The organism is Mesorhizobium sp. P2_F5, from assembly GCF_056403715.1.
Genome location: NZ_JBFUEY010000007.1, coordinates 229900 through 248470 on the forward strand (window position 1 = coordinate 229900; position 18571 = coordinate 248470).

Below are 18571 nucleotides of genomic sequence, written 5' to 3' on the forward strand. Positions count from 1 at the left end.
GACGCTTTGCATCGGCGGCGCCTCGCGCCGCCGATGCATCAACAGAAGTTCGAATTCCTGGAGCCTGACGTGAAGCGTCTGTTCAAGACCTATCTCGAAAAGCCGGAGCTGGCCGGTCTGATCCTGCTCTTGCTGCTGATCGTCGTGTTCCAGATCCGCTCGCATGGCGTGTTCCTCAACCAGGACAATCTGCGCGGCATTCTCGGTATCCTGCCGGAGGCCGGTCTCGTTGCCATCGGCGTCACCATCCTGATGATCAGCGGCGAGTTCGACCTCTCCGTCGGATCGGTGTTCGCGCTGATGCCGATGACGATGGCGGTGCTGATGGTGCACGGCGCTCCGTTCCCGCTGGCACTGCTCGCCGGACTGCTTGTCTCGGCGGGCATCGGCTTCATCAACGGCTACATCACCATTCGCTTCGCCATACCGAGCTTCATCACCACGCTCGGCATGCTGTTCATGGCGCGCTCGCTCACCGTCGTCGTCTCCGGCGGCTTCCCGCCTTTGCTCCCGGCCGACCTGCCGAACTGGCTGTTCACCTCCTTCGTTGGCCCCGGCAACATGTTCCGCATGTCCTTCCTGTGGTTTGCCGGCATTGCGCTGCTGACCTCGCTGATGCTTTCGCGCACCAATTTCGGCAACTGGATCAAGGCCACCGGCGGCTTCCCGCCGGCCGCCGCCGCGATGGGCATCCCGACCGCCAGGGTCAAGATCATCTGCTTCATGCTCTGTTCGATGCTCTCCGGCTTCGCCGGCATGCTGCAGGTGCTGCGGTTGGGCTCGCCCTTGCCTTCGATCGGCGAGGGTATGGAACTGCAGGCGGTGGCCTCCGCCGTCATCGGCGGCGCTTCGCTCGCCGGCGGTATCGGCACCGTCATGGGCGGCATCATCGGAACGACGCTTATCCGCGTCATCGACAATGGTCTCGTGCTCAGCCATGTCGACGCCAATTGGTTCAAGTTCGCCATCGGCTTCCTGACCATATTCGCCGTCGTCGCCAATGCCTGGATGCGCAAGCGCGCCAAGGCCATCAAGATGGAGGGCTGAGCGATGGCCGACGCGATCATCTCCGTTCACAACCTTCACAAATGGTATTCCGGTGTCCATGCGCTAAAGGGGGTAACGCTCGACTTCACCCGCGGCGAGGCGCTTGGGCTGGTCGGCGACAATGGCGCCGGCAAATCAACCCTCATCAACATCCTCTCCGGCGTCCACACGGCGGACCAGGGCGAGATCAAGGTCGAGGGCAGAACAGTCCGCATCGCCAAACCGCGCGACGCGATGGATCTCGGCATCGAGACGATCTACCAGTACAATTCCATGGTGCCGACCATGTCGATCGCCAGGAACCTGTTCATCGGCCGCGAGCCGACCCGTTTTTCGGTCTTCGGCGTCGGCTTGCTCGACCAGAAGAAGATGGCCAGCGAAAGCATCCGCGCAATTGCCAATGTCGACCTGCATTTGCGCTCGCCGGATGCCCTTGTTGGCGAGCTTTCCGGCGGCCAGCGGCAGGGCGTCGCCATCGCGCGAGCCATGCATTTCAAGTCGAAGGTGATGATCCTCGACGAGCCGACCAACCATCTCTCCGTCAAGGAGACGAGAAAGGTGATCGGCTTCGTGCGCGGCCTGAAAGAGCAGGGCATCACCGGCGTCTTCATCAGCCACAACATGCACCATGTCTTCGAATGTTGCGACCGCGTCGTGGCGATGGCGCGCGGCGAAATCGTGCTGGACAAGCGGGTCACAGAGACGTCGATCGATGAAGTCCACAGCGTTCTCTGAGAGGCGGCGGTAATGAAGGTCCTTGCCAATCGCGTCGTGCTCCTGACCGGCGGCCTTGGCTCGCTCGGCCGGGCCCAGGCGGTGACGCTGGCGCGGGCCGGCGCGCGCGTGCTGGTGCTCGACCGCCCCGACAGCGAGGACGGGCCAGGGATTGCCTCCGCGCTCGCCGTGGAGGCAGGCGGCAACGTCGCCTTTATCGGCTGCGACCTCAATCGGCTTGCGGAGGCGGAGGCCACGGTGGCGGCGCTGGCGGCGAGGGAAGGCGGGATCGACGTCTTGATCAACAACGCCGCCCTGATCATCAACCGGCCATTCGAAGAATTCTCGCTGACCGAATATGAGGATCAGATCCGCGTCAACTCCTCAGCCGCCTTCGCCTTGGCGCGGGCCTGCGCGCCGGCGATGAAGGCGAAGGCCTATGGCAAGATCGTCAACTTCTGCTCCATCACACTCAACGGCCGCTGGGACGGCTATGTTCCCTATGTCGCGTCGAAGGGCGCGATGCTCGGCCTGACCAAATCACTGGCGCGGGAGCTTGGGCCGCACGGCGTCCGGGTAAACGCCGTGTCGCCCGGAGCGGTTGTTTCGGAGGCCGAGGCGCGTGTGTTCGGCGATCGGCTGGCGCAGTACAACGCCTGGATCCTGGAGAACCAGGGCCTCAAGATGCGCATCGAACCGCATCACGTCGCCGATCTCGTGCTGTTCCTCGCATCGCCCGCCTCGGACATGATCAGCGGGCAGAACATTGCCATCGACGGCGGTTGGTGAGGGATGGCCGGCCTGCTGGAACTGCGCGACGACCACGCCCGTCTTGTCCTGGCGCCGGAGAAGGGTGCGTCGATCGCGCGCTTCGACGCATTGGTCGGCGGCGCATCGGTGCCGCTGCTTAGGCCCGGCGATGGCACCGGCCCTTCCGGTTGCCAAGTTCTGGTTCCCTGGTCGAACCGCATTTCAGGCGGCGGCTTCGAGTTCGACGGCCGCTTCCACGCCGTCGAGCCGAATGTGGCGGGAGAGGCCTTTCCGATCCATGGCGACGGCTTCCAGAGGGAGTGGCGGATTGCCGGCTATAGCGCCACCGAAGCGGAATTGATCCTCGACGCCGGCGGGATCGGTCCCTACCGATACACCGCGCGGGTCGCCTACGCGCTGCATGACGGGGCGCTGGATGCCACGCTCACCGTGGAGAATCGTGCCGGCATTCGCCTGCCTTACGGCCTCGGCTTTCATCCGTGGTTTCCGCGCAGCGCCGCAACGACGCTCGAGGCAAAGGCGGCGCGGGTCTGGCTGGAGGATAAGCGTCATTTGCCGATCGGCGTGGCGCCTGTGGCCGATTACCCCGCGTGGAATTTCTCGAGCAGCTCCCTGCTGCCGCGCAGCTGGGTGAACAACGCCTTCGACGGCTGGGACCGCCGCGCCAGGATCGCCCGGCCCGAGGACAGGATCACCATCTCGCTGACGGCCTCACCGTCGCTCGACGTCTTCATCCTGTATTCGCCGTCGCAGGATGCCGATTTCTTCTGCTTCGAGCCGGTGTCGCATGCCGTCGATGCGCATCACGGCGAAGGGCTGACCTCGCTTGAGCACGGCGCTATGCTGAGTGCAAACATGCGGCTTGACTGGAATTCCACCGCGTCGCGTTGATGCCAAACAAGGCAGCACAACCGTTCCCCGTCCCTTGATCTAGTGCGCCTTGAGGCGCTGCCGGTGGGCCGCCTGTTTGGCGCGGTTACCGCAAAGCGCCATGCTACACCAGCGGCGCTTGCGGCCGCGCGTGTGATCGACGAACAGCAGCGTGCAGGCTGGCCCCTCGCAGGCCTTCACATCCGAAAAACTCTCCTCGCAGACAAATGTCGCCAGCGTTTCGGCGACCGGCAACAGCAGCGCTTCCGGAGAGCGCCAGCGCCGCAGCGTCTGGAGTTCGAGGCCATCGCCACCAGCCACGATATGGCTGAACCGTTCATCGCGTTCGAGCAGCCGGTTCAGTGGCTCCAGGGCGTGCAGCGCATCGGCAGGGAGCGTCTGCCCCTTGCGCTCGCGCACAAAGCCTCGGAACCATTCGCGCAACTGCCTCGCCTGATCCGCGATCTCATCTAGCTCGCCGGGGAGGGCCCTGGCTCGAATGCTTTGCAGCGCCTGTGCGGGTACCAGCCCGGCCTGCTCCAGCCAGCTCAGCAATCCCTCGCCGTCATCGAGCCAGTCGACGGGGGTGTCGACGGGCGTTGCGATTGAATTCAGGAAATCCATGGCGAGAGCGTCGCCGAGAAACATCGCGGGAGAATGCTGCATCGAAACTCCAATTGTCCCGGCAGCATCGGCCCCGAGCACGTCTTCGTGAAGATAACCGTTCTAAGGCTTGTTGACAAGTTACGCGCGGTTGAGATATTTCGATGGTAACCGGTTAGATGAAGTTAACCAGGTTATTTTTAGGAAAAGGAGAGCGTCGATGTCTTCGCAACCTATGAGCATTGTGCTCGTCCATGGCGCCTGGGCCGATGGATCGAGCTGGGCAAAAATCATCGCACCGCTGGCGGCGAAAGGTTTCAACGTGATTGCCGCGCCGTTGCCGCTGACATCGTTTGGCGATGATGTCTCGGCGCTGGACCGAACCCTCGATCGCGTGACTGGCGAGGTCATGCTTGTCGGACACGCCTACGCTGGAACCGTGATCGCGGCGACGCGTAGCGACAAGGTGAAGGCGCTTGTCTATGTCGCCGGGCTTGCTCCGGACGAGGGCGAGACGGTGGCGGACGTCTTCTACCGCGCCAAGCCGCATGCGCTGGCGCCGGCGCTTGCTCCAGACGCTCATGGGCTGATCTATCTGCCCGAAGCGGCTTTCGCCACAGCCTTCGCCCAGAACGCCTCGGCCGAAGAGCTGGCGGTGCTGGCCGCGGTTCAGCGGCCGATCTCGCCGGCCTGCATCAGTGTCGCCATGGAGCGGCCGCTGTGGAAGGACCTGCCATCGTGGTTCCTGGTGGCGGAAGAGGATCACATGATCCCGGCCGAGACCCAGCATTTCATGGCGACGAGAATGAAGGCGCGAGTGCGCGCGCACCCGCTCGATCACACGCCGATCGTCACCGCGCCCGGCGTCGTCGTCGACATCATTCTCGATGCAGCGCGCGAGGCGATGGACGGCGCACCCACGCGCCAAACGGCTCAGACGAGATAACCGCCAATTCGATTTTTTTCGCAGGAGAGAAAAATGACTGTAGTCAACTATCGCAAGGCCGACGTGAACGGCTTCAACATCTTCTACCGCGAGGCCGGCACGCCAGGCGCTCCGAAGCTTCTGCTGCTGCACGGCTTCCCGAGTTCAAGCCATATGTTCCGGGACCTGATCCCGCTGCTGGCCGACCGCTTTCACATCATCGCTCCCGATCTGCCGGGGTTCGGCCAGTCGGACATGCCGGCGCGCGGCGAATTCGCCTACACGTTCGACAACATCGCCGACGTGATCGACCGCTTCACCGACAAGGTCGGCTTCGACCGTTACGCCGTCTATGTCTTCGACTACGGTGCGCCGACCGGTTTCCGGCTTGCCGTCAGGCACCCGGAAAAGATCACGGCGATCATCTCGCAGAACGGCAATGCTTACGAGGAAGGCCTGAGCGATGGCTGGAATCCGATCCGCGCCTACTGGCTGGAGCCGTCGGCGGCCAATCGCGAAGCCCTGCGCGCAATGCTGAAGCCCGAGGCGACGATCTGGCAATACACGCACGGCGTTCCCGACGCCGGCCGCGTCTCACCGGACGGATACGGGCTCGACAATTTCCACCTGGCGCGGCCCGGCGCCGACGAGGTGCAGCTCGACCTGTTTGGCGACTACAAGAGCAATGTCGCGCTCTATCCGGCCTTCCAGGATTATTTCCGCACCCATAAGCCGCCCTTCCTCGCCGTGTGGGGCAAGCACGATCCGTTCTTCCTGCCGCCCGGTGCCGAGGCGTTCAAGCGCGACATGCCGGATGCGGTCGTGCGCTTCTTCGATACAGGCCATTTCGCGCTGGAAACGCACGCTGCCGAGATAGCGGCTGCCATCCGCGACTTCCTTCCCCGCTGAGATCAGAAGAAGGATTCCCGAAATGTCGAACTCCGTCGCCATCGTCACCGGCGCCAGCCAGGGCATCGGCCAGGCCACCGCCATCCGTCTCGCGCGCGACTTCACCGCCATTGTTTTGGTCGCGCGCAACCGCGCCAATCTTGAGCAAACGTCGGAAGCGGTGCGCGCCGCCGGTGCACGGGCGCTGGTGATCGATGCCGATCTGGCTGAGCCGCAGGCCGCAAGCGCCATTGTCGATCAGACCATGGCCGCGTTCGGCCGCATCGACGCGCTCCTCAACATTGCCGGTGCGGTGCCGCAGATCGATCTGTTCGACATGACCGACGAGCAGTGGGAAGGTGGCCTGGCGCTGAAGCTGCACGGCGCAAGGCGGCTCACCATTGCGGCGTGGCCTGCGCTCAAGGCGGCCAAGGGTGCGGTTGTCCTGATGTCGGGCAATTCGGCGCTGTTTCCGAAGGCGCCTTATGCGGCCGTCGGAACGATCAATGCCGCGATCGTCGCCTTGGCAAAAGCGTTCTCCGATCGCGGCATCGCCGATGGCGTGCAGGTCAACAGCGTGTTGCCCGGTCCGGTGATGACCGGGCGCCGAAAATCCTATCTGCAGCACTGGGCGCCGTTGCACGACATGACGGTGGAGGAGGCGACGGCCAATTTCCCCAAGGAAGCCGGCATCGCCCGCTACGGCGAACCCGAGGAGATCGCCGAACTCATGGCCTTCCTGGTCTCATCAGGCGCCCGCTGGATGACCGGCTCGGCGCTGCGCATGGACGGCGGCGAAGTGAAGTCTATTTGACGATGGCAGGAAGCGACCGGCCAGCCGGCCAGCTTTCCCTTTGTCCAGGCACTTGTCCAAACCGAACGGAGAAAACGCATGGCACGACCGCAACATTATGATGTGCTGATCCTCGGCAGCGGCCAGGGCGGCAAATAGCTCGCGTGGCACCTTGCCCGTTCCGGCGAAAAGGTTGCGGTCGTCGAGCGCCGCTGGGTCGGCGGCTCTTGCCCCGCCGTCGCCTGCATGCCCAGCAAGAACGAACTGTGGAGCGCAAGAGTGGCACATCTCGCCCATCATGCCGGCGAATTCGGCACGCTCACAGGTCCGGTGACGACCGACATGGCGAAGGTGCGCCGGCGCAAGCAGGACATGATCGATCGCGAGATAGCCTTTCACCTCGATGCCTATCGTACCAGCGGCGCCGAGCTGGTCATGGGCAGCGGCCGTTTCGTCGGGCCGAAGCAGGTCGAAGTAACCCTGAATGACGGCGGCACGCGCCTCCTCACGGGTGGCAAGGTCATCATCAATGTCGGCTCGCATGCGGCTATCCCCGGCATTCCTGGTCTCCAGGCCGCCCAGCCGCTCACGCATATCGAAGCGCTGGAACTCGATGTCCTGCCGCCGCACCTGATCGTGCTCGGCGGCGGCTATGTAGGCCTGGAATTGGCGCAGGCTTATCGCCGCTTCGGCAGCCGCGTGACGGTGATCGAGGCCGGACCCCAGCTTGTCGGTCGCGAGGACCGCGACGTCGCCGAAGAAATGCGACGGCTTCTCGAGGGCGAGGGCATCGAGTTCCTTGTCGGCGCCGAACCGCTCGAGGTCGGCGGCCGATCGGGGCAAGACGTCAGCGTGACCGTGCGCACGCCAACCGGCGAGCGGAAAATCGAGGGCACTCATCTGCTCGCCGCCATGGGGCGCGTGCCCAACACCGCCGGCATCGGTCTTGAAGCGGCCGGCGTCGAATTGGATGGGCGAGGGTTCATCCGCACCAACGAGCGGCTGGAGGCGAGCGCGCCCGATGTCTGGGCGCTCGGTGAATGCGCCGGCAGCCCGCAATTCACGCACGTCTCGGTCGACAATTCCCGCATCGTCAGGGATAACCTCGCCGGCGGCAACCGCGGCACACGCGACCGGCTGGTGCCCTACACCATGTTCACCGATCCGCCGCTCGCCCGCGTCGGGCTAAGCGAAGGCGAGGCGCAACGGCAGGGCGTCATCGTGCGCGTCGCTACGCTGCCGATGAAAAACGTGCTGCGCACTGCCGCGACCGGCGAGACGCAAGGGTTCATGAAGGTTGTCGTTGCCGGCGACGACGACCGCATTCTCGGCTTCACCATGATAGGGTCCGAGGCCGGCGAAGTCTTGGCCGCGGTGCAGACGGCGATGCTGGCGAGCCTGCCTTATCCGAGACTTCGCGACGCCGTCATCACGCATCTGACCATAGCGGAGGGACTTGGGCCGCTGCTGTCCAACGTGCCGTCCCAGTCCGAACCATAGGGAGCTGCTGAGGATTGCGGCATTCTTCCCGTGGCGGGGATCGGAAATGCAACGTCTAGAGAATCCCGGAGGATGAACAGATGATAGACTGGGACAGCGTAACCCGCGATCATGTGCTGCAAGCGATCAAGGAATATGACCGGCTGGGGCCGGACCAGTTCTTCGCCGAGCACGGCTTCGCGCCGACAACCACCTATGAGCTGGCTTGGAAAGAACGCGCCTATCCGCCAAAGGCAATCCTGGGCACGGCCTATGAATTCGCCACCGGCCGGCGACTGCACTCCGCTGACTTCGAGGGAGGCAAGTCAGGCGCCGTAAAAGTGCTTGGACAGTTGGGCTTCACCGTCCGCGAAAAGCGACGACCGGTTGGGTGAAGTGGCTCCCGAGCTGCCGCGAGGACCTCACGTACACACCCATTCGCGGATCTTGCATTTCTGTCCTGTCCGCTCGCAGGTCTGCAGCGTGAGGTCTTCGGCCTGCCGGCGTGTTTGCGCCGTCTCCGCGCCCCAGCTGGCAAATTGTCCGCTCGTCTTCTCGCCCACCGCGAGGGCGCCGCAATGATTGTAGGGAAAACCGGTGTTGTCGTCGTCGTTCCAGTGGCGATGGTTGCGAAACACGCTGACCACGGTACAGCCGTCGCCGCCGGCGTTCTGGCAATGCTTGAGGGCGATGTCCATCGCCTCCTGACGCTTGTCGGCACCCCAAAAGAAGCCGTGCTTCCCGTCAGGGTTCGAATAAGCGATCGCCGCCCAGATGCCCCTCTCTTCCTCTGCCGGAGGCGGGGCAGGGAGGTCCGCCGCAGCGAGCCGCCCGGCGCAGGCCAACAGCATGCCGATCGCCGCAATGGAGAGTCTGGTTCTCATTGTACGCCTCCTTGTTTTCCTGCTGCCGAGGCCACGGAAATGACGATGCAGCTGTTGCCGGTGGGCAGAAGCATCGCGTTGCCCCCTCCATTGGCCAGTTCATAGACGCTGATTTGTCCAAGATTATTGGCAAACTTGCTGCCTTTCGGAAGCAGGGCCGGAACATCGGCGCAATTGGCCGCGAATGGCGCCACCCTGACCATCGTACCTTCGCAAACAGATGCGGTGGGTGCTGCGAACACCAGGCCCGCCGCCGGGCCGCTGTAGTCCTGCGTGGCATAGTTCATGCCGACCAGGGCTTCCACGACGTGTTTGTCGGGGGCCTCGTTGTTCCAAATCGACTGGACGCTGTACGTCGTGCCGGTCGTCAGCATCTGCCCAAGGGCTGGGAAAATGTTGGAACAAGACTGCAAGCCTGCCTGTTTGGCGTGTTGCAAAAATGGCGTGTCGGCCAGGGCCGGATCGGGCTCGTTGGTCTCCGCGACCGCCGGCTGCGGCAGGACGGTTCGGACCAGGTCGTATCGCATGGCGGCGAACCCGGCAGCGCCGATGACGGCAATGCCAAACAGCGCAAGCACTGCCGTTTTCGACCAGCTTCGTTTCCGTCTATTCCGATCGCCGACGTCGATCCGAACAGCATCGACGTTCTGGTTGCGGGACATGATCCGATCATGGATCGATTGCTGGCTCATCGGGATGCCTCGCTCATTTTATCGCTTCAACCGCCTTGGAAAGGCCCTTGAGGGTCGCGGTCACGTTGATCGTCCTGCCATCGGTCGTCGGATAGGAGATGGTGGATGCCGCGTCCTTCGAAATCTGTTCGCGCATGATGGGACCAACCGGCAGCATGCCGATGCAAACGGCTTGATTGCATCCGTCGAGTTGAATTTTTATCGGCTCCTTGCGCCCTTCGAAGCTCAGCAAGACAGGAGCGTCGCTCCTGGCAACCGGCGGGGTGCGCAGGATCATGTAGGGATTGCCTTCCTTGGTGGCCGCAAGCGACCAGCTGAACGCAACCTGTCCTGCCTGGTCCTCGATGATCTGGGTGACGTTGCAGACCCTTTGGCGGGCCTTCAGGTTCTCGTCGCAGATCAGCGTCCAGTTCTCGAACGGACGGGTGGTCCGCTGATATTCGCCAAGCTTCGCATCCGCGGGCACCGCGACGTCGGAAGGTTTTACCCTGTAGCCGGAAGGGATCGCTTCCTGCCCGGCCGCTAACGAGCCGGACAGGAGCATTGATGTCATGGATATCGCGACAGCAAGGATTGCCTGCCTGATCATGGCCGGGCTCTAGTTCAGCGTAAGGCTGACGCCCGCGCCGACACCCCAGTGTCCGCCTGCTGTCGTGCCGGACAGGTTCGCTCGAACACGTCCCTCCTCGCTGGTGTAGCCGGCGCCGAAGGCCAGCGCCCCTTCACCGCGCCAATAGCCGCCGCCTGCGGCCACGCTCAGCTTGCCGGGACGATCGTCGTAGCGCAGCGAGGCGGCCGCCAGGCCGATCGCGGCGGCCTGGCGCGCCTCGCCCTTGACCTCGCCCATGTCCATGTTGAGCTGGCTGAGTTTGGAGTCCGCATACGCATTGGCTTGCTGCAGCGTGGTGGCTGCCACCTGGTTGGTGTAGGTCTTCGAATCCGCCAGGTTGAGTGCTAGCCCGCTGTTGAACTGCTGAACGTTGACCGCATCGGTGTTGGCAACGCCCGCCCCGACATTGTGGATGACCACCGGCGTGTTGGGGTCGCCGCCGGCAAGCGTTATCGAGTTGGATTTGCTGCCGTCGCCGTTCTTGTCGTACTGGATCGCGAACTCGTTGAGATCGCCGACGCTCCCCTGCACGGCTTCGACCGCCTGGTTGGTGGCGTAGAGCTGGCTGCCGTTGATGGCGTCGGTGGAGGTGCCGCTGATCCTGCCGGCAGCGACATTGGTGACGGTGCGCTCGTTGCCGACGGTGCCGACGCTCACTGTGCTCGTCGGAGTTGTTCCGGCAAACGTGTAGTTGACGCCGTTGATCGTGGTGCCGGTGGTGGCGACCGCGGCCGCCGTCGTCGAGCCCGCGCCGAGCGCGACGCTGCCCGGCTCGTTGGCCGTCGCGCCTGCGCCGAGCGCCACCGCCTGGGCGCCATTGGTGGTCGCGTTGGTGCCGAGTGCGATGCTGTCGGCCTGGTTGACGGTCGAGTTCTGGCCGATGGCGATGCCTCCCGGCGCCGTCTGCTGCACGATGGCGCCATTGCCGATGCCGATGCCGTTGTCGCCGTTGACCGTCGTGCGCGGACCGACCGCGACCGAATCGACGCCGACCGCAAGCGAATCCGCGGCTGTTGAATTGGCGTGGAAGTACAGGCTTCCCGTCACCGCGAAGGAGCTCAGCGCGCCCTTCAGCTGGCGCAGCGTGACCGCGTCCTGGTCCTGGGTGCCGTCGGCCACGTTGATGATCTGGCGATAGGAGGTGGAGGTGCCCACAGAGACGGCGCCGAGCAGGGTCATGTCCGCGGTGTTGTAGGGAATGAGGCCGGTGCCGGAGAGGATCGATCCCGATATGCCCGCGACCGCACGGTCCGAAACGGAACCGGCGCCGAGCGCCACGCCGCCGGTCACGGTTGCCTGGGTGCCGCGGCCGAGCGCCAGCGCGTCGCCGGCGGAGGCGGTCGCCTGGTAGCCGAGGGCGGAGGAGCCTATCCCCTGCGCGAAGGCGTCGGTGACCGGCAGCGTGCTATCATTGGTGCGCACATAGCGGATGCCGTCGCCATTGGCGTCGGTGTAGGCGGTCGAGGTGTCGCCGGCGATGTTGTTGATCGCGTTGCCGAGATTGGTGATGTCGACCGTGTTGGCCGCGATGTCGGCGGTGTTGGCGGCGATATCCGTCGTGTTCTGCGTCACCTGTTGATTGGTGGCGAAGAGCTGCGAGCCGTTGACGGCATCGGTCGAGCTGCCGCTCAACTGCCCGGCGGCGACGTTTTGGATCTGGCGTTCCGCGCCCACCGAGCCGACCGAGAACGCGCCCGCCGGCGTAGCGCCGGCGAAGGTGTAGGTCACGCCGCCGATCGTCGTGCCGCCGACCGCCGTCGTCACGCTCGACACCGCATTCGCGCCGATCGCCACGTCGCCGGCATTGTTGGCCACCGCATTCGGGCCGACCGCAACGGAGTCCGTCCCCAGAGCCTGGGAATCCGGCAGCGTCGAGTTGGCGTGGAAATACTTGATGCCTGCGCCGGTGTTTATGTTGGTGATCGTGTTGCCGAGAGTGGTGATGTCGGCGGTGTTGGCGGCGATGGCAGTGGTGTTCTGCGTCACCTGCTGGTTGGTCGCAAACAGCTGCGAGCCGTTGATCGCGTCGGTCGAGCCGTTGTTGAGCCGCCCGGCCGCGACATTGGTGATGGTCCGCTCCGCGCCGAGCGCGCCGACGCTGACGGTGCTCGTCGGGTTGGTGCCGGCGAAGCTGTAGGCCGTGCCGCCGATCGTCGCGCCGCTGGTGCCGACCGCGGTCGCGGTCACCGAGCCAGAGCCGAGAGCCACATCGCCGGAGCTTGCCGTTGCCGTCGCGCCATTGCCCAATGCGACGTTGCCGGCAAGACCGGCAGCACCCGCAGTGGAGCCGTTGCCCAGCGCCACGGAACCTTGTCCGATCGCCTTGTTGTTGTTGCCGATCGCGACGGCGCCGGCAGCCTGGTTGGCCGCGGTGGCGGTCGCCGTGCCGTCGCTGTTGGCGATGTTGTTGGCGCCGCCGGTGAAGGCGCCGGTGCCGCTGGCGTAGCTGGGATCGCCGATGGCGACCGCGCCATCGCCAAAGGCGGTATTGCCGGCGCCGATTGCGACAGCCTTGCCGCCGGTTGCGTACGCGCCGGTGCCGATGGCGATGGCGTCGGCGGTTTCCGCAAAAGACTGGAGACCGACCGCGATGGCGTTGGTTGCAGTCGCAAAGCTTTCGCGTCCCATCGCGATCGCGTCGTCCCCGGATGACGTCACGTCCGTGCCGATGCCGATGGCGTTGTCTCCACTGGCGCTCGTTGCAAAAGTGCTTGAGCCAACATAGACGGAGCCTATCCCGGACGCCCTCGTCCCGGCCCCTAGAGAGATGGAGTTCACGGCGCTGCTTTGGGCGCCGCGGCCGAGCGCGGTGCTGTTGAGTCCGGTGGCGCGGGAGTCACGTCCTACGGCAGTGGAACTGTCGGCGCTGGCAACGGATCCCCAGCCCGCGGCGGTCGCATAATTGTTGCTGGCCGTCGAACTGGTGCCTAGAGCAGTGGCATTCCCTCCCGAAGCAACGGACAACGTGCCCAAGGCGTTGGCACCTGCCCCGGTGGCACTGGCCTGGACGCCGAGCGCAACGGAATTGACACCGCTCGAGATTGTGCCTTGGCCCAGCGCTATCGCGCCACCCGCTCCTGTAGCCTTCGCATTCAGGCCGATGGCGACCGCGTATTGCGCCGACGAAACGGACGAACGTCCCATCGCAATGGCATCGACCTGGGATGCTGTCACATCTGTGCCGACGCCGATCGCGCCTTGGGCCAGCGCTCCCGTTCCGGCCGCGGTACGCGAGCCGAGATAGACGGAGTTTATCGCCGTAGCAGTCGACTGGAAGCCGATGGCGACGGCATTCTGGTTGCTTGCGATGGCGCTGTTCCCTTGGGCAACCGAATCCACGCCGGATGCTGTTGCCTGGAACCCGACCGCCGTGGCGCGCAGCCCGGTCGCCCGGGTAACAGGGCCGATCGCCGTCGAGTTCACTCCGTCGGCACGCGCATTATTGCCAAAAGCGGCCGCGCTTGTGGTTGCAACCGAATTAACGCCAATAGCGCTTGCTCCGTCCCCGTTGGCCTTGGCGTTCCCGCCCACGGCGAGGGCATTGACGCCGGTTGCGCCTGCGAAGACACCTATACCTATGGAATTGAGGCCATTGACACCCATCGAATAGCCTATGGCGATCGTGCCGTCGCCCGTTGCACTGTTGGAGCTGCCCAACGCCACGCTGTTATTGCCATTCGTCGCGGTGCCGTTACCGATGGCGACGGCGTTGCCGCCGGTCGCCGTGCCGCCGCCAGCCTGATATTGCGCCAGTGCCGGCGTGGCGATGCCCCCGAATGCGATCGCACCCAGCGCCGCTGCCGCAATTCTGCCGCTGCCCAGCGTGCCAAGCCCCAGACCTTTGCGGCGCATCCCGAGCACGCGGCACGCGTTGCGCAGCACCGCCATCAGACGGCGCCGCACCGAGCGGCTGTCGGCCGCACCCGAGAGCCAGTTTCCGACAAATCCGGGAAGAAATTCGATCCTTCTCCGCCCCTCGACGCATCTGGTCATGCTAGTTTTCCCTCGCAATTGCCGAGGCGCCCTGATGTGCCGCATCATTCGCCTCGACGGCCAAAAAATCCTTGAAATTACCCGTCGTCTCTCGCAGCGAGAGGCCTATCTTCACACCTTGTTTTTCAATCAGCTGATAGGCGCTCGCGACCCATGGCTGCGTCGGCTCCGGAACCGAGTGCAAGGCGGCCTCGGTCCGCTCCGGCGGCAGGCTTATCGCCACCAGCGCGCGGCAGAGATCGAAATGAAACCCGGGGTCCCCCTCGCCGTAAGCCGGAGAGGTCAGGCCAAGCACGAAACAGGCCAGGAGATGGTCGAGTTCCGGACCGCTGATCCGGCTGGCGTACTGGCGCTGCAGCGCGGCCCAGGCCGCTTCGGCCTTGGGCGAGAAGACTTCGATTTCCGCGAATTGAATGTCCATGGGACCATCCGACATGCTGCTTCATCTGGTTGCCCCCGCCCCAAATGACTTCCCATCGCGACCATGAGCACGTTCGCGGTGTATGTATTTTGGAAAAGTCCGGAATCTTTGTAGGAAAATCCGGTCTTTGAGTGCTGAGCGGCTGGTGTGGCCGCTCTGCAACGCAACTTTTGGCTGCCAAGATCTCTGGATGGAGCGCTGCGGCGAACCGAGACGCGCCGCGACAAATGTCACCGCCGCAGCTTCACCTGTTTAGGGGTTCTGCCGCGGTATTTCGACATGGTGACGGTCAGGTGGCTCTGGTCTGAAAAACCGCTTAGATGAGCAACTTCGGCTATCGACAAATCGCTTTCTACGAGAAGTTTTTCAGCGAAATCGAGACGCAGCCGCAGCAGATATTTGTGCGGCGGTTCGCCGAAGGTCTTGGTGAATGCCAGGATGAAGTGGTTCGGTGAAAGGCCGGAGACCGCGGCAAGCTCGGCCACCGTGATCCTGCTGGAAAAATTCACGTCCAGGAACTCCCGGACCCTCCGGGCATTTCGGTTTGACAGACCGCCCTTTGGGTCTTGTGGCAACTTTCCCGCTCCTGCGTAGTTCCGAAGCATATGGACGCCGAACATGGTGACCAGCGAGTCGACATAAAATTCGTTTGGAGCCTCCTGCCGCGTCAGTTCGACCTTCAGCAGTTGCGCGAGTTGCAGCGCCTGGGGATCGACGGTCCCGAAAGGCGGCGGCTGTAGCTCGGTCCGGCCCGTGCCGAATTCACGCTCTGCCAGTTCGGTCAGGCTTTCGGGGGCGAGCGCGACGATCGTGCTCTCGGTGGCGGATGACCAGGCCACCTTGCCCGCGATATTCGCCGGGATAATCATGATCGTGCCGACGTCGCCGTCATATTCGTGGATTTTGCCGCTGCCGAGCGATGCCGTTATTCCCGGCGAGGGCTTGAGCATAACCGAACCGAGATGCTCTTCCGCTTTGAATGTGCATGATCCCGGCGCGCAAACAGCATGAGCCGCGCCGCCTCGAAAGGTGACCAGGCGCCGCCCCGCGCTTTCCGGAATTCCATCGAAGATGCGCCGATCCGCGCGCCGTCGTTCTGTCCCAACGTTTTCCAGGACGTTGCCTCTGTGTTGCATCTCCGTCTTGCCTCAGCCGTGCACCGATCGATCGAATCCTGTGCTGTATGGAGGTGCCCAGAATTCACGCTTGTTCCTGGGCGTTCTTCCGAACCTTAGAGGCGTTGCTTTATATTGAAAAGAAGATTTTCAGGAGAATCGAAAACTTTGGCAGGATTTTGTCTATAAATATGCATATCATGCTTGTTTAGCACGAACTAATCTGACGATTTGCCGATCTTATCTTACCATTTTGTGCCTAGTTGTTGTGCATCGTGCGCCGTTGCACAATCCAGCGTTGCATGCAGAACGTAAATCGCGCGGCTATTGCCGAACCTGCCTATGCCGCCATTACGACGGAGGCGCTTCCCCGCATGGTTGCCCTTTTGGGGCCGGCATTTTCCGGGACTATGTCCAGGACGTGCCGCGTTACCCGATCGGTGACCGTGCCGTGACCCCGATACAGAATTGCCCGGCTCACACAGGGTTGTTAAAGATCGCCTCGACGTTTCTCATATAGATCCCAAGACAGCTCAACCATGGCGAGAAGAACATCCTCCCGGCTCCACCCGGCGGCAACCGCCGCTTCGACAATTCCGCGGACGAGCGGCAGCAATTGGCGCTCGCATGCGACCGAAAGGTTGACCCCGGCGCTGTCAGCAGGCGGACTATCGAAATCAAATCCCACCATTGGCGTTCCCCCGCCATCAATGATCTAATCAAACGTATATCTCTGCAATTCTACTCCAGCCTAATATACATGTATCGGGGACGAAATACAGGAGCGCCGGAATTGACGGTGCGTGGGCGCGTCGATTGCACCGGTTCCATAGCTCGTCTGGAAGTCTTCCTTGGCCTCCTGCTGCCGGCATTGCATGTCTTGGATGCCGACCCCAGCATTCGCGTTAAGCTATCGGAATCCTGGCGAAGTTTGCCGCATGGAGCGGCGAACCCGCCGCTGTACGAGCATCGCAAGAACGTCGCTCAGTTCACCGGGCCGAGCAGGACCGACCCGTCCGGCACGCCGCCGTCGATCGGAATGGCCCTGCGGTTTGCGCTCGCTACCATCGGCTGGCTGATATCGGACGTCACGATGACCGGGCTTTTCGAGGGCACGCGGTCGTAGAGGTCGATGATGTCCTGGTTTATCAGGCGCACGCAGCCCGACGAGACGGATTTTCCGATCGAGTTCCATTCCGGCGAGCCGTGCAAGCGGTAGAGCGTGTCGACATTGTCGTGGAACAGATAGAGCGCGCGCGCGCCGAGCGGATTCTTCAGCCCGCCGGGCATGCCGCCATTCTTGGCGCTGTACTGCTCCAGTTCAGGCTGGCGGGCGACCATCTCGTCCGGCGGCGTCCATTTCGGCCATTTCTGCTTCCACTGGACAACGGCATCTCCCGACCATTCGAAGCCGGCGCGACCGAGACCGACGCCGTAACGGATCGCCTGGCCGCCTTCGCGCACCAGATAGAGGAAGTGGTTGGTCGTATCGACGATGACGGTGCCCGGCCTCTGGCCGGTCGGATCGGGAACGATCTGGCGCAGGAACTGCGGGTCCATCTTCTTGATCGGGATGGCTGGCAGGTCGAAGCCGCTGTCGGAAATCGGGCCGTACATCGTCGCATAGTCGCCGAGCGGCGGCTCTTCATAGGTCGGCGGCGGCTCTACCGGCGGCGGCGTCGAGCTGGTGGTGGTGCAGGCGGAGACCGCAATCGAGGCGGCGCCTAGGGCTGCGGCGTTCAGAAAGCCGCGACGGCTCAGGCGATAGGGGTCGAATTCGGTCTTCAACATGGTTGCCTTTTTTAAGTCTCAAATCGCAAAAAAGCCTGAATGCCTTCAAGCGGCGCAGTGTTGGCCTCCCCCCAATGCCTGGCGCGATAGGCGGTTCCGATTCTGGCCTGAGGGTGGACAAACAAAGGCGAAGCTGTGACCGTCCTGCCACTGTTGCTCCAAGGCAACAGAGTGGTCAGCCGCCGGTCAGCAGGCCTTCCAGCGATGGCAAAATCAAAGCCGGCGGGAAGTCCCGGTATTCCTCGGGCTGGTTGGCGCGGTTGATCCATACGGTGCGAAAACCGAATTTTGTCGCGCCGGCGATATCCCAGCGGTTGGAGGACTGAAACGAGACCGCGCCCGGATAGAGGCGCCAGCCCGTCGCCACCATATCGTAGGTCGACGGGTCGGTCTTGAAGCGCTTGACCGCGTCGACCGAAAAGATGTCGTCCAGCACCTGGTCGAGGGCCGCCGATTTGACCGCCGCCTCCAGCATCTCGGGCGAACCATTGGACAGGATCGCGAGCCTGGCGCCGGATGCTTTGAGCGCCTTGAGCACCGCCGGCACCTCCGGATAGCAGTCGAGCCGCCAATAGGCTTCGAGCAGCTTTGCCTTCAGCCCCTTGTCGGCTGAGGGAACCTTGCGCAGGGCAAAGTCGAGAGCCTGTTCGGTGAGCTGCCAGAAATCGGCATAGCCGCCCATCAGCGTGCGCACCCAGGAATATTCCAGCTGCTTGGCGCGCCAGATTTCCGAAAGAAGCTGGCCGTCCGGCCCGATCTCGCCGTCGTGACGGCGCACGGCGGCGTGCACGTCGAACAACGTGCCGTAGGCATCGAAAACGTAAGCCGCGTAATGCATGGCAACAGTTTTGAGGGCAGGCGGGGCAAGGTGCAAGCATCGATTGCAGTCCTGGTCGCTTTCTTGGGGTTCGCTGGCCTCAACAAAATCCGCCTGAAGCCGGTTGACGGCGCCGGTCAAAGCATCTTCCAATGCCG

Annotated in this window: 19 protein-coding genes and 1 pseudogene; 10 read left to right on the plus strand and 10 right to left on the minus strand. The window is 63.5% G+C overall.

Translation table 11 applies throughout. From position 1 onward, the window contains the following. The first annotated feature begins 69 nt into the window (after window positions 1-69). The 4 genes from AC1DYO_RS12920 to AC1DYO_RS12935 are packed head-to-tail and all read left to right on the plus strand — an operon-like array spanning window position 70 to window position 3423. The gene (locus AC1DYO_RS12920) at window positions 70-1047 is read left to right on the plus strand and encodes an ABC transporter permease (RefSeq protein WP_477263697.1); all 978 of its coding nucleotides are present in this window, start codon (window positions 70-72) and stop codon (window positions 1045-1047) included. Between the two features lie 3 nt (window positions 1048-1050). Continuing rightward, window positions 1051-1782, plus strand: a complete 732-nt coding sequence (locus AC1DYO_RS12925) for an ATP-binding cassette domain-containing protein (protein ID WP_477263699.1) — start codon at window positions 1051-1053, stop codon at window positions 1780-1782. 12 nt (window positions 1783-1794) lie between these two features. Beyond that, window positions 1795-2550, plus strand: coding sequence for an SDR family oxidoreductase (locus AC1DYO_RS12930; RefSeq protein ID WP_477263701.1), 756 nt, complete (start codon window positions 1795-1797; stop codon window positions 2548-2550). A 3-nt stretch (window positions 2551-2553) separates the two neighbouring features. Next, window positions 2554-3423 (plus strand): aldose 1-epimerase, encoded by an 870-nt coding sequence (locus tag AC1DYO_RS12935; RefSeq protein WP_477263703.1) that lies wholly within the window; start codon window positions 2554-2556, stop codon window positions 3421-3423. Between the two features lie 39 nt (window positions 3424-3462). Here AC1DYO_RS12935 and AC1DYO_RS12940 read toward each other — a convergent pair whose 3' ends face one another. Beyond that, complete coding sequence (locus tag AC1DYO_RS12940) at window positions 3463-4068, minus strand: CGNR zinc finger domain-containing protein (RefSeq protein ID WP_477263705.1); 606 nt, start codon at window positions 4066-4068, stop codon at window positions 3463-3465. A 157-nt stretch (window positions 4069-4225) separates the two neighbouring features. Here AC1DYO_RS12940 and AC1DYO_RS12945 point away from each other — a divergent pair, with 157 nt between their 5' ends. The 6 genes and pseudogenes from AC1DYO_RS12945 (at window position 4226) to AC1DYO_RS12970 (ending at window position 8485) form a co-directional block, all read left to right on the plus strand. Then, a complete protein-coding gene (locus tag AC1DYO_RS12945; RefSeq protein ID WP_477263707.1) occupies window positions 4226-4951 on the plus strand; it encodes an alpha/beta fold hydrolase in 726 nt (241 codons plus the stop codon). Window positions 4952-4984: 33 nt separating this feature from the next. Continuing rightward, complete coding sequence (locus AC1DYO_RS12950) at window positions 4985-5839, plus strand: alpha/beta fold hydrolase (protein WP_477263709.1); 855 nt, start codon at window positions 4985-4987, stop codon at window positions 5837-5839. A gap of 22 nt (window positions 5840-5861) precedes the next feature. After that, window positions 5862-6632 (plus strand): SDR family oxidoreductase, encoded by a 771-nt coding sequence (locus AC1DYO_RS12955; RefSeq protein WP_477263711.1) that lies wholly within the window; start codon window positions 5862-5864, stop codon window positions 6630-6632. 153 nt (window positions 6633-6785) lie between these two features. Further along, window positions 6786-7679: pseudogene (locus AC1DYO_RS12960) on the plus strand (FAD-dependent oxidoreductase); the annotation flags it as partial. 84 nt (window positions 7680-7763) lie between these two features. Further along, window positions 7764-8111 (plus strand): hypothetical protein, encoded by a 348-nt coding sequence (locus AC1DYO_RS12965; protein WP_477263883.1) that lies wholly within the window; start codon window positions 7764-7766, stop codon window positions 8109-8111. Window positions 8112-8191: 80 nt separating this feature from the next. Beyond that, window positions 8192-8485 (plus strand): ScoMcrA-related endonuclease, encoded by a 294-nt coding sequence (locus tag AC1DYO_RS12970; RefSeq protein ID WP_477263713.1) that lies wholly within the window; start codon window positions 8192-8194, stop codon window positions 8483-8485. Between the two features lie 27 nt (window positions 8486-8512). Here AC1DYO_RS12970 and AC1DYO_RS12975 read toward each other — a convergent pair whose 3' ends face one another. The 9 genes from AC1DYO_RS12975 to AC1DYO_RS13015 form a co-directional block, all read right to left on the minus strand. Next, a complete protein-coding gene (locus AC1DYO_RS12975; RefSeq protein ID WP_477263715.1) occupies window positions 8513-8974 on the minus strand; it encodes a DUF4189 domain-containing protein in 462 nt (153 codons plus the stop codon). After that, window positions 8971-9666: a hypothetical protein gene (locus tag AC1DYO_RS12980; RefSeq protein ID WP_477263717.1), complete on the minus strand. Its 696-nt coding sequence runs from the start codon at window positions 9664-9666 to the stop codon at window positions 8971-8973. The genes AC1DYO_RS12975 and AC1DYO_RS12980 overlap by 4 nt, the downstream gene beginning before the upstream one ends. 13 nt (window positions 9667-9679) lie before the next feature. After that, complete coding sequence (locus AC1DYO_RS12985) at window positions 9680-10219, minus strand: invasion associated locus B family protein (RefSeq protein WP_477263719.1); 540 nt, start codon at window positions 10217-10219, stop codon at window positions 9680-9682. Between the two features lie 45 nt (window positions 10220-10264). Next, window positions 10265-14269, minus strand: a complete 4005-nt coding sequence (locus AC1DYO_RS12990) for a YadA-like family protein (protein ID WP_477263721.1) — start codon at window positions 14267-14269, stop codon at window positions 10265-10267. 1 nt (window position 14270) lies between these two features. After that, window positions 14271-14690: a hypothetical protein gene (locus AC1DYO_RS12995; protein ID WP_477263723.1), complete on the minus strand. Its 420-nt coding sequence runs from the start codon at window positions 14688-14690 to the stop codon at window positions 14271-14273. A gap of 230 nt (window positions 14691-14920) precedes the next feature. Beyond that, the gene (locus AC1DYO_RS13000) at window positions 14921-15826 is read right to left on the minus strand and encodes a helix-turn-helix transcriptional regulator (RefSeq protein WP_477263725.1); all 906 of its coding nucleotides are present in this window, start codon (window positions 15824-15826) and stop codon (window positions 14921-14923) included. A 469-nt stretch (window positions 15827-16295) separates the two neighbouring features. Further along, complete coding sequence (locus AC1DYO_RS13005) at window positions 16296-16496, minus strand: hypothetical protein (protein ID WP_477263727.1); 201 nt, start codon at window positions 16494-16496, stop codon at window positions 16296-16298. Between the two features lie 293 nt (window positions 16497-16789). After that, window positions 16790-17596 carry a L,D-transpeptidase gene (locus AC1DYO_RS13010; RefSeq protein WP_477263729.1) on the minus strand — a complete coding sequence of 269 codons (807 nt, stop codon included), beginning with the start codon at window positions 17594-17596 and terminating at the stop codon, window positions 16790-16792. Window positions 17597-17771: 175 nt separating this feature from the next. After that, window positions 17772-18434, minus strand: coding sequence for a haloacid dehalogenase type II (locus AC1DYO_RS13015; RefSeq protein ID WP_477263731.1), 663 nt, complete (start codon window positions 18432-18434; stop codon window positions 17772-17774). Window positions 18435-18571 lie beyond the last annotated feature (137 nt).

Excerpts from the sequence above, each read along its gene's own strand:
- AC1DYO_RS12925 (WP_477263699.1), top strand. The coding sequence starts at position 1,051 with ATGGCCGACGCGATCATCTCCGTTCACAACCTTCACAAATGGTATTCC.
- AC1DYO_RS12930 (WP_477263701.1), top strand. The coding sequence starts at position 1,795 with ATGAAGGTCCTTGCCAATCGCGTCGTGCTCCTGACCGGCGGCCTTGGC.
- AC1DYO_RS12935 (WP_477263703.1), top strand. The coding sequence starts at position 2,554 with ATGGCCGGCCTGCTGGAACTGCGCGACGACCACGCCCGTCTTGTCCTG.
- AC1DYO_RS12940 (WP_477263705.1), bottom strand. The coding sequence starts at position 4,068 with ATGCAGCATTCTCCCGCGATGTTTCTCGGCGACGCTCTCGCCATGGAT.
- AC1DYO_RS12945 (WP_477263707.1), top strand. The coding sequence starts at position 4,226 with ATGTCTTCGCAACCTATGAGCATTGTGCTCGTCCATGGCGCCTGGGCC.
- AC1DYO_RS12950 (WP_477263709.1), top strand. The coding sequence starts at position 4,985 with ATGACTGTAGTCAACTATCGCAAGGCCGACGTGAACGGCTTCAACATC.
- AC1DYO_RS12955 (WP_477263711.1), top strand. The coding sequence starts at position 5,862 with ATGTCGAACTCCGTCGCCATCGTCACCGGCGCCAGCCAGGGCATCGGC.
- AC1DYO_RS12965 (WP_477263883.1), top strand. The coding sequence starts at position 7,764 with ATGTTCACCGATCCGCCGCTCGCCCGCGTCGGGCTAAGCGAAGGCGAG.
- AC1DYO_RS12970 (WP_477263713.1), top strand. The coding sequence starts at position 8,192 with ATGATAGACTGGGACAGCGTAACCCGCGATCATGTGCTGCAAGCGATC.
- AC1DYO_RS12975 (WP_477263715.1), bottom strand. The coding sequence starts at position 8,974 with ATGAGAACCAGACTCTCCATTGCGGCGATCGGCATGCTGTTGGCCTGC.
- AC1DYO_RS12980 (WP_477263717.1), bottom strand. The coding sequence starts at position 9,666 with ATGAGCCAGCAATCGATCCATGATCGGATCATGTCCCGCAACCAGAAC.
- AC1DYO_RS12985 (WP_477263719.1), bottom strand. The coding sequence starts at position 10,219 with ATGACATCAATGCTCCTGTCCGGCTCGTTAGCGGCCGGGCAGGAAGCG.
- AC1DYO_RS12990 (WP_477263721.1), bottom strand. The coding sequence starts at position 14,269 with ATGACCAGATGCGTCGAGGGGCGGAGAAGGATCGAATTTCTTCCCGGA.
- AC1DYO_RS12995 (WP_477263723.1), bottom strand. The coding sequence starts at position 14,690 with ATGGACATTCAATTCGCGGAAATCGAAGTCTTCTCGCCCAAGGCCGAA.
- AC1DYO_RS13000 (WP_477263725.1), bottom strand. The coding sequence starts at position 15,826 with ATGCAACACAGAGGCAACGTCCTGGAAAACGTTGGGACAGAACGACGG.
- AC1DYO_RS13005 (WP_477263727.1), bottom strand. The coding sequence starts at position 16,496 with ATGGTGGGATTTGATTTCGATAGTCCGCCTGCTGACAGCGCCGGGGTC.
- AC1DYO_RS13010 (WP_477263729.1), bottom strand. The coding sequence starts at position 17,596 with ATGTTGAAGACCGAATTCGACCCCTATCGCCTGAGCCGTCGCGGCTTT.
- AC1DYO_RS13015 (WP_477263731.1), bottom strand. The coding sequence starts at position 18,434 with ATGCATTACGCGGCTTACGTTTTCGATGCCTACGGCACGTTGTTCGAC.